Consider the following 7,937-nt stretch of genomic DNA (forward strand, 5'->3'; position numbering starts at 1 on the left):
TCGTGCCGAAGGGCGCTGAGGCGACTCTGAAGCCACGGCGCGTGCTGGTCGGCTGGAATTCGCGAGTCCAGGCTTCCCGGGCGGTTCGCGAAGCTCTGGATCTCCTATCCGGTGCGCAGGAAGTTCGTCTCGCACTGGTCGATCCGGAGGCGAGCTGCAACGGAAACGGCCCCGAGCCGGGAGGCGGCATCGTTGCGTATCTTGCTCGGCACGGTGTTCGGGTAGCGATCGACCGGTTGCCGAGCGCCGGCCAATCCGTGGCCGCGGTGCTCGCGCAGCACGCAATCGACACGTCTGCCGACATGATAGTCATGGGCGCCTATGGCCGCCGCCGGCTGCGTGATCGGATCTTCGGTGGCGTGACGAGATGGATCGTTGAGAAGCCGCCATTGCCGCTGTTTTTGGCTCTCTGACTGGTTCGGGAATAGCACCGATGCTGTTCGAAGCTCCCCTGGTCGCCTGCCCTGATGCCAATTCGGAGAAAGTCGCAGCAACCGCGCAAATTTCGCGAAGCTCTTCGGAGCCAATCTGCACGCACTCACGCTCGCCGATGGCGAGCTCAATCGAATGATCATGGTCGTCGATCATGCCGGCCGCCGCATTGGCTGCGGAGCCTGCGCCCGCGTCCGCCGGAAGAACTGCCAGACTCATGTTGCGGCCGACTGGGTCGCTGCATGACCTGACGGGACAAAACCAGGAGAACGGCGTTGCCCTTTAGAATTTTTTGTCGCGTCCTGGGGCTGGTCCTGTGCGCCAACGCTCTAACGATGTACTTCGTCTTGCATTCCATCCGCGCGGCAACCTTCACAACGCTGGCTTGCTCGCTGTTTCTTCAGGTCGCCTATTTCGGAAGCGTGCTCTTTCTGGTCTGGCGATCTGGCTGCACGCGCAGAGCTGGCCAAAAGGCGCGGCATTGCGGTAGTTGCGGGGAGGTTCGGCACGATTCGCCAGACCATAAAAAGGGTGAGGAATGAATTCTCAGATGGGTCCAGCTTGGTCATACGCGTGAACATATCGCGGTTCCCTTAAGGGGGCCGGGACAAGATCAGCGCTCAGATTCACGCGGCCTTTATCAACCAAAGACAGCTACGGTTGACTTGATGGTGATGCCGCCATCGGGGCTTCGGCGCATCTGACGTCCCGTGGCGGCGCGAAAGACAGTCGGCAGTTGCAGCGCCGGCGGCACCCGTGACCAGAGAGTTCGCATGATTTCCCGGCCGTGCCGAGTTTTCCGAACGGCGCTTCCAGACACGACGCGCTGAGACCAGCGGAAGCCGATTTCATGGAAATAGAGGTCAGCATGTTGCGGGCTGATATGGTGAAAGACGCCGGCGATCGTTCGCCGAACGCGGGAATTGAAACCCTCCACCGAATTGACGTGGACCGTGTCGCGAACATATTCGTGGCTGGAATGCTTCACGGTTTCATGCTTGGCAAAGCTCTCACCAATGGCCATGAAGGCCTTCGCCTCATCACTCATCAAATGCGCGTGAGGCTCGATCTGTGTTTCGATCGCACGTTCGGCAGCACGCAATGAAAGACCGGTCACGACCGCAGCACGTGCGTCACCGGCCGGAGTGCCGGGTGTGACGTCGGTCGGCCGCTGCACCATCGCCATGACCGGCGCCTTCTCTGTATTCGCCTGACCTTTCCGGCCCCGTCCTGGAGGTGGCTCATCCGGCCGCTTTCGGGGACTTCCCCCGAGATGGAAATGGTCGATCTCAACCGTGCCCTCGAGCATGTTTTCCCGCGCCACCATCAGCCGCAGGGCGTGACCCATGCGCCAGGCCGTCGGTTGGCTCACTCCAAGGATCTCGGCGAGCCGTACCGAGGACAAGCCCTTATCCGATTGCAGCAGCAGCCACATGGCTTTCAGCCAAACACGCAAGGGCAGCTTGGTCGAATGCAGCGGGGTATGGGTCGTCACCGTGAACTGGAACCGGCAAGCGCCATTGGAACATTGATAAAGGCCCGGCCGCGCACGCCGCTTGCCCGTATCGCGACCGGCAAGCGGGATCGAGCGTTTATACCCGCAGGCCGGGCAGATTCTGCCATCTGGCCACACCATGGTTTCCAGCAATCTCCGGCAATGTTCTTCATCCCGGAAAGCCACGATCATTTCCTCAACGGTCCGAATGTTGGAAAGCGCTGCGAGCATCGTTTCAGGCATTCTCGTCCCCCCAGATCACGCTCCAAGAACGCATGGGAAGGCCATGACCACAAGCTTTTAGCTGTGTTTGGTTGATAAAGGCCATTCACGCTACTTTGGACGAACCATGAACACTGGGCTGATCGTTGAAGGAGACCATGCTTGGTATGGTCAGAGGCGACCGCATTCTGGCCGTTCTAATGCCGAGGCAGATGCAAGATTTCGGTTCCATAGGCATTGGTAGCCTATCGCAGCACGCCGGCATGCGGGTTGCTTCGTCTCGATGAGGAACGAGGCGCTGGAAACAATGACCGGGCTCTTCCGGTACATTGGAGAGCGCACCTGGCCTCAAATCAAACGCGCCTCTTGGAACCACTTGTCCATAGCTACTTTCAACTCAGTCACGTATCGCTGGAGAGACCATGCTGGAAAAGTTCGAACGCTACCCGCTCACCTTTGGACCCACGCCTATCGAGAAGCTCGGCCGCCTGGGCAAACATCTAGGGGGAAAGGTGGAAATCTACACCAAACGCGAGGACTGCAACTCCGGTCTCGCCTTCGGCGGAAACAAGCTCCGCAAGCTCGAATACATCGTCCCCGACGCGATCGCGTCGAATGCCGATACGCTTGTGTCCATTGGCGGCGTGCAGTCCAACCACACGCGGATGGTCGCCGCGGTCGCTGCCAAGATCGGCATGAAATGCCTCCTGGTCCAGGAGAGCTGGGTACCACACGAGGATGCCGTCTACGACCGCGTCGGCAACATTCTCTTGAGCCGCATCATGGGAGCAGAGGTGCGCCTGGTCGACGAGGGCTTCGATATCGGCATCCGCCCCAGTTGGGAACAGGCGCTCGATGAGGTCAAGTCAAGGGGCGGCAGACCCTATGCGATACCAGCCGGGGCTTCCGTCCACAAATATGGCGGCCTCGGCTATGTCGGGTTCGCGGAGGAGGTGCGCGCCCAGGAGAAGCAGCTTGGGTTTGCCTTCGACTACATCGTCGTTTGCACGGTCACGGGTTCAACGCATGCCGGCATGCTCGTCGGATTCGCCAAGGGCGGCCGACAGCGCAAGGTGATCGGCATCGATGCCTCCGCCACCCCCGCCCAAACCAAGGCGCAGGTGCTAAGCATTGCCCAAAATACTGCGACGCTCGTTGATCTTGGCAGGAAAATCGTCGAGGAGGACGTGGTGTTGTTGGAGGAGTACGCGTACCCGTGTTATGGCGTCCCGTCCGAGGAAACGAAGGCGGCCATCCGCCTGTGCGCGCGGCTTGAGGGTATGATTACTGATCCCGTCTACGAAGGCAAATCGATGCAAGCGATGGTCGACCTTGTCCAGAAAGGCTTCTTTCCAGAGGGATCGAGGATCCTCTACGCACACCTCGGCGGCGCGCCGGCGATCAACGGCTACAGCTACACATTCCGCAACGGCTGACGCTCGACAGATTGCGACGTCCCTGCCGTGCCAGCGATGCGCTCCAAGTTCGGGTGACCGAATTTTTTGGGACCGACGGCGGAACGGGTCCAGAAGCTGCCGTCGGATATACGTCGCTCACGCTCTATCCGGTGGACGAGGTGAAGCGGTCACTTGCTCAATCAGAGGCAATTTAGCCATGTCGTACGCGGTCAAGGAAATCTTCTACACGCTTCAAGGTGAAGGGTGTAATGCGGGGCGGGCTGCCGTGTTCTGTCGTTTCGCTGGATGTAACCTATGGTCGGGGCGTGAAGCTGACCGCGCCAAGGCAATCTGCAGGTTTTGCGATACCGATTTTGTTGGTATGGACGGCGCGGGCGGTGGACGCTTTGCGAGCGCGCGGGAGCTTGCATCTGCCGTTGAGCAGGCCTGGCGTGGAGCCGGGGCAGGCGAGCGTCTTGTCGTCCTTACTGGAGGGGAACCGCTTCTGCAGGTAGATGAAGAACTCATAAAAGCCCTGCACGATTTGGCATTTGAAATTGCTGTGGAGACAAATGGGACCATTCATCCGCCGACTGGGATCGGCTGGCTCTGTGTCAGTCCGAAGGCCGGCGCACCGCTCGTAGCCACGGCCGGGGACGAATTTAAGCTTGTCTATCCTCAGCTTGGTGCGGAGCCCGAGCTTTTTGAAGGCCTCGCATTTAAGCACCTTTTACTCCAGCCGATGGACGGGCCTGAACGCGAGGCGAATACGGCGGCCGCGGTCGCCTATTGCCTTGCCAACCCACGCTGGCGGCTGACTCTTCAAACACACAAGTTTCTCGGAATCCCATGAAAATTACACAGGCTTTCACATTCGAGGCAGCGCACCGTCTTCCCCGAGTACCCGGAACCCATCGCTGCCATCGAATGCATGGCCACTCATACCGTGTGGAACTTCGTCTCGAGGGGCCAGTGGATCCGGAGACGGGCTTTGTTGTCGATTTTTTCGACGTGGAGGCTGGTTTCGGCCCCCTTTTGCAGCGCCTCGACCATCACTGCCTGAATGAGATCGAGGGCCTCGAAAATCCCACCGCCGAAAATATCGCAATCTGGCTCTGGGACCGAATCAAGTCGATCCTTCCGCAAATTGCATCGGTGACAGTCTACGAGACCCCCCAATGCTGGGCTGAATATGAAGGGTGAGACGATGCAACGGGATTCGGAGACTGCGCTCGTTCTCTTCTCCGGCGGCCAAGACTCAACCACGTGCTTGGCTTGGGCTCTCGACAAATTCGAGCGCGTCGAGACGATCGGCTTTGACTACGGGCAGCGGCATCGAATCGAACTTGAGGTCCGGCCGCGAGTGCTCGATCGCATGCGGAGGGGCTTTCCGGGTTGGAGCAGTCGACTCGGCGAGGATCACCTCATCGACATAGCGGTGCTTGGACAGGTGAGCGAAACTGCGCTTACCCGCGGTGTCGAGATCGCGATGCAGGAGAACGGACTCCCCAATACGTTCGTGCCTGGCCGCAACCTTCTCTTCTTAGCCTTCGCGGCCGCCGTTGCGTATCGTCGGGGCGCGAAGCATCTGGTCGCTGGCGTCTGCGAGACGGATTACTCGGGCTATCCCGATTGCCGAGACGACACCATCAAGGCGATGCAACTTGCCCTGAACCTTGGGATGGAGACGCGCTTTGTAATCCACACTCCGTTGATGTGGATCGACAAGGCGCAGACCTGGGCGCTGGCGGAGCGCCTTGGGAACGAGGCACTTGTTCACCTCATCTGCGAGGAAACCCACACCTGCTACAACGGCGACCGCCAGCACCGCCATGCCTGGGGTTTCGGTTGCGGGAACTGCCCAGCGTGCGAACTACGTGCTCAGGGGTGGGAGCGCTTCTGCTCCTCTCCGGCGAGCGCGCGCCGCGACCTATCGGCGCCGGTGCCGCCGTGCGGGCCGGCACGCTCAATCTGACTGGACCGCTGACGATCGAGGCCACCGCTGCAGCGGAGGATTCGTTCCTGGCCGAAATGTTCGGCTTATGGACGCGCTTGCTGTCGCTGGATCGCCGGTCGTGCCTCTGCCCTTTGTTTTTCGGTCGTCCACACGGCTTTCCTGGCGTTTCTTGGCTGGTGTAGTGCCCCCCGTTTCGCCGGACACCCGGCTACTGGGTTTGGGCTCGGATGAACTCCCGTGGGGAGCGCATGCGGAGCGCTGAGTGAGGATGGATCGCGTTGTACAACACGACGACACACCGCCCACGGGATCGAGGAACGCGAGCTTTTTTATCCATGGCATCCCTGGGCTGGGCGTTGTGTTCACGTTCATGAGGTGATCGAGAAGGCGGCTTGGGCGTCTTCCGCTGCAGCCTCTCCGGCCGGGCTTTCGATCGGTGGCTGGAGGTTCCAGCCTGGATGTTTGATCGGGCGGCGAGCGCGGGTTGGCGCATCGCTGCCGTTCCCCATGTCGAGGTTGCCGCTCTGGCCGACTTGGCGACATTGCTGCGCGACGCGGCGGCGATTTCCGGCACCTCATCGCAATCGCGAGATTCGGGCGCAACATCGGCTTCTCACGACGCGAATCGGGGAGAGGTCCATGCCGCGCCAGTCTACGACACACCAGTAATCGATGGACACGCGAGCGGGTCACCGCGCTTCGATCGTATCGCAAGATCCCGGTCTTCCGACCGGGGCCGGACGGCATCGAACCATGGCTCAATCTGAACAAGGCAGCGCGCCTGCTCGGCATCACGCCGAAGACGCTCAGGCGTGCCGCCGAAGCAGGAAAGATCGAAGGCCTTCATCCTTTGCCGGATGGTCCGTGGATCTTCAGACGATCAGAGCTTGGAAAGCCGGATGCTCAGCAGATCGTTCACCGCGCGCGGCAGAACCAAAAATACCCACGGGATCGCATCCCGATCAGCAAAACCTATTCATTTCAACGACATAGAGAGATGGGTGTTATGAAACAGGATTGTAGCGGTGAAGCCATCGCGGCAACTCGGCGGTGCGTTCGTCTGAAGTGTTGTAGGCGCGGGCATAGGCCCATTCGCGCAAGCTGGTCTGAATGAAGCGCTCGGCTTTCCCGTTGGTCCTGGGAGTATAAGGCTTGGTGAATATCTGGCGCAGGCCGAGACGCCTGCAGGCTGCCCGGAAAGTCCTTGAGCGGTAGCAGGAACCGTTGTCGGTCATCACGCGCTGCACTTTGATGCCGAGGCTGGCGTAATAAGCAACGGCGGCCTCAAGGAAGGCGACAGCGCTCTCCTTGCGCTGATCGGACATAACCTGGACGAAAGCGACACGCGAGGCATCGTCGATACAGACATGGACGAACTCAGAGCCGATGCCCAGATGGCGGTTGACTGCGCCCGGATATCGCCCGGTGATGCGATGTCCCACGGAGCCGATCCGACCAAGCTTCTTGATATCGAGATGGATGAGCTCGCCGGGATGCTCCCGCTCGTAGCGACCCACGGGTTCCGGCTCCAAGGCGCTCAGTTTATTCAGTCCCAGCCGGTGTAGAATACGGCTGACGGTCGCTGGCGAGACGCCGGCCTCCGCGGCGATCTGCTTGCCTGTCCAGCGCTGGCGACGCAGCCGTTCGATCGTCTCAATAACCGCCTGAGGCGTCGGCCGACGCAGTCGATGCGGCCTGGATGAGCGATCTCGCAATCCCGCCGATCCTTCGTGGCGATATCGGTCGACCCACTTGCGAACCGTCCGCGGGCAGACGCCTGCGGCTTCGGCGACGGCCTCCGGCGTTTGCCCGCTCTCGACCTGCCTTACAATTCGCTCTCGACCGCGTGGCGTCAGCCGGGCATTCTTATGGATGTTCATCCGGTCCTCCGAGAATCACTGAAGCTTCGACAACCTCAGCTTTCCCGGTCGGGACCGGATGGACAACCTACTGAAAGCTCACAGCTAGATCGGGTTCGCGATTCTTACAGAGCGGCGTCGGCACACAGATGATGACGACGTCCGTCGCGACGATTCGTAGCCGTCTTGTTCCTCGCGAGAAGACCATATTTTGACTGGTATGAAGTCCGTGCTCCGGTGATCAGCTTCCATGAGGAGACGTCTCGATTTCCGGAAAGTTAACTGGCGAGAACTGCCGACCGACCAACTCACCAGATCATTACGAGGCTGGTTGAGCAGCAATGGTGCTTCCATAGATGTCTATCATCTGACGGAGACCGTCGCGTAGTTCGATCCGCGGCCGCCAACCGAGTGCTGTCAGGCGGCTCGAATCCATGAGCTTTCGCGGCGTGCCGTCGGGCTTGGAGCGATCGAAGTCAAATTCTCCTTGCCATCCACACACTTCCGCCACCAACTGGTGCAGGCCGAGAACCGATATCTCCTGGCCACTGCCGACATTGATCGGCCCGGCTTCA

General features: G+C 60.2%; 8 protein-coding genes and 3 pseudogenes. 8 read left to right on the forward strand and 3 right to left on the reverse strand.

Annotated features, from left to right (window positions below):
* From G6N73_RS33540 to G6N73_RS33550, 3 genes and pseudogenes are all read left to right on the forward strand, one after another.
* Positions 1 to 413: universal stress protein (locus tag G6N73_RS33540; protein WP_165034216.1), on the forward strand; the 413-nt coding region annotated here is incomplete at its 5' end.
* Between the two features lie 136 nt (positions 414 to 549).
* Positions 550 to 678: pseudogene (locus tag G6N73_RS37635) on the forward strand (ferredoxin family protein); the annotation flags it as partial.
* A gap of 89 nt (positions 679 to 767) precedes the next feature.
* Entirely contained in the window at positions 768 to 974 is a 207-nt protein-coding gene (locus tag G6N73_RS33550; protein ID WP_246252781.1) for an exopolysaccharide production repressor protein, read from the forward strand.
* Between the two features lie 98 nt (positions 975 to 1,072).
* Here G6N73_RS33550 and G6N73_RS33555 read toward each other — a convergent pair whose 3' ends face one another.
* Positions 1,073 to 2,170, reverse strand: a complete 1,098-nt coding sequence (locus G6N73_RS33555) for an IS1595 family transposase (protein ID WP_165034218.1) — start codon at positions 2,168 to 2,170, stop codon at positions 1,073 to 1,075.
* A 401-nt stretch (positions 2,171 to 2,571) separates the two neighbouring features.
* Between G6N73_RS33555 and G6N73_RS33560 the strand changes: the two genes are divergently transcribed.
* The 5 genes from G6N73_RS33560 to G6N73_RS38455 all read left to right on the forward strand — a co-directional run bounded on the left by G6N73_RS33560 (position 2,572) and on the right by G6N73_RS38455 (position 6,617).
* Positions 2,572 to 3,585: a 1-aminocyclopropane-1-carboxylate deaminase gene (locus G6N73_RS33560; protein ID WP_165034219.1), complete on the forward strand. Its 1,014-nt coding sequence runs from the start codon at positions 2,572 to 2,574 to the stop codon at positions 3,583 to 3,585.
* A 178-nt stretch (positions 3,586 to 3,763) separates the two neighbouring features.
* On the forward strand, positions 3,764 to 4,399 hold the full coding sequence (gene queE / locus G6N73_RS33565; protein ID WP_165034220.1) for a 7-carboxy-7-deazaguanine synthase: 636 nt from the start codon (positions 3,764 to 3,766) through the stop codon (positions 4,397 to 4,399).
* Positions 4,396 to 4,749, forward strand: coding sequence for a 6-carboxytetrahydropterin synthase QueD (gene queD, locus G6N73_RS33570; RefSeq protein ID WP_165034221.1), 354 nt, complete (start codon positions 4,396 to 4,398; stop codon positions 4,747 to 4,749). The genes queE and queD overlap by 4 nt, the downstream gene beginning before the upstream one ends.
* A 4-nt stretch (positions 4,750 to 4,753) precedes the next feature.
* The gene (gene queC / locus G6N73_RS33575; protein WP_165034222.1) at positions 4,754 to 5,521 is read left to right on the forward strand and encodes a 7-cyano-7-deazaguanine synthase QueC; all 768 of its coding nucleotides are present in this window, start codon (positions 4,754 to 4,756) and stop codon (positions 5,519 to 5,521) included.
* Positions 5,522 to 5,987: 466 nt separating this feature from the next.
* On the forward strand, positions 5,988 to 6,617 hold the full coding sequence (locus tag G6N73_RS38455) for a helix-turn-helix domain-containing protein (protein ID WP_343044837.1): 630 nt from the start codon (positions 5,988 to 5,990) through the stop codon (positions 6,615 to 6,617).
* Here the strand turns inward: G6N73_RS38455 and G6N73_RS33585 are convergent.
* Both G6N73_RS33585 and G6N73_RS33590 read right to left on the reverse strand, forming a co-directional pair.
* A pseudogene (locus G6N73_RS33585) lies at positions 6,520 to 7,383 on the reverse strand (IS481 family transposase); the annotation flags it as partial. The gene G6N73_RS38455 and the pseudogene G6N73_RS33585 sit on opposite strands and share 98 nt — an antisense overlap.
* Before the next feature lie 298 nt (positions 7,384 to 7,681).
* Positions 7,682 to 7,937, reverse strand: a pseudogene (locus tag G6N73_RS33590) (GDP-L-fucose synthase); the annotation flags it as partial.

Source organism: Allomesorhizobium camelthorni, assembly GCF_011045125.1.
GTDB lineage: Bacteria > Pseudomonadota > Alphaproteobacteria > Rhizobiales > Rhizobiaceae > Allomesorhizobium > Allomesorhizobium camelthorni.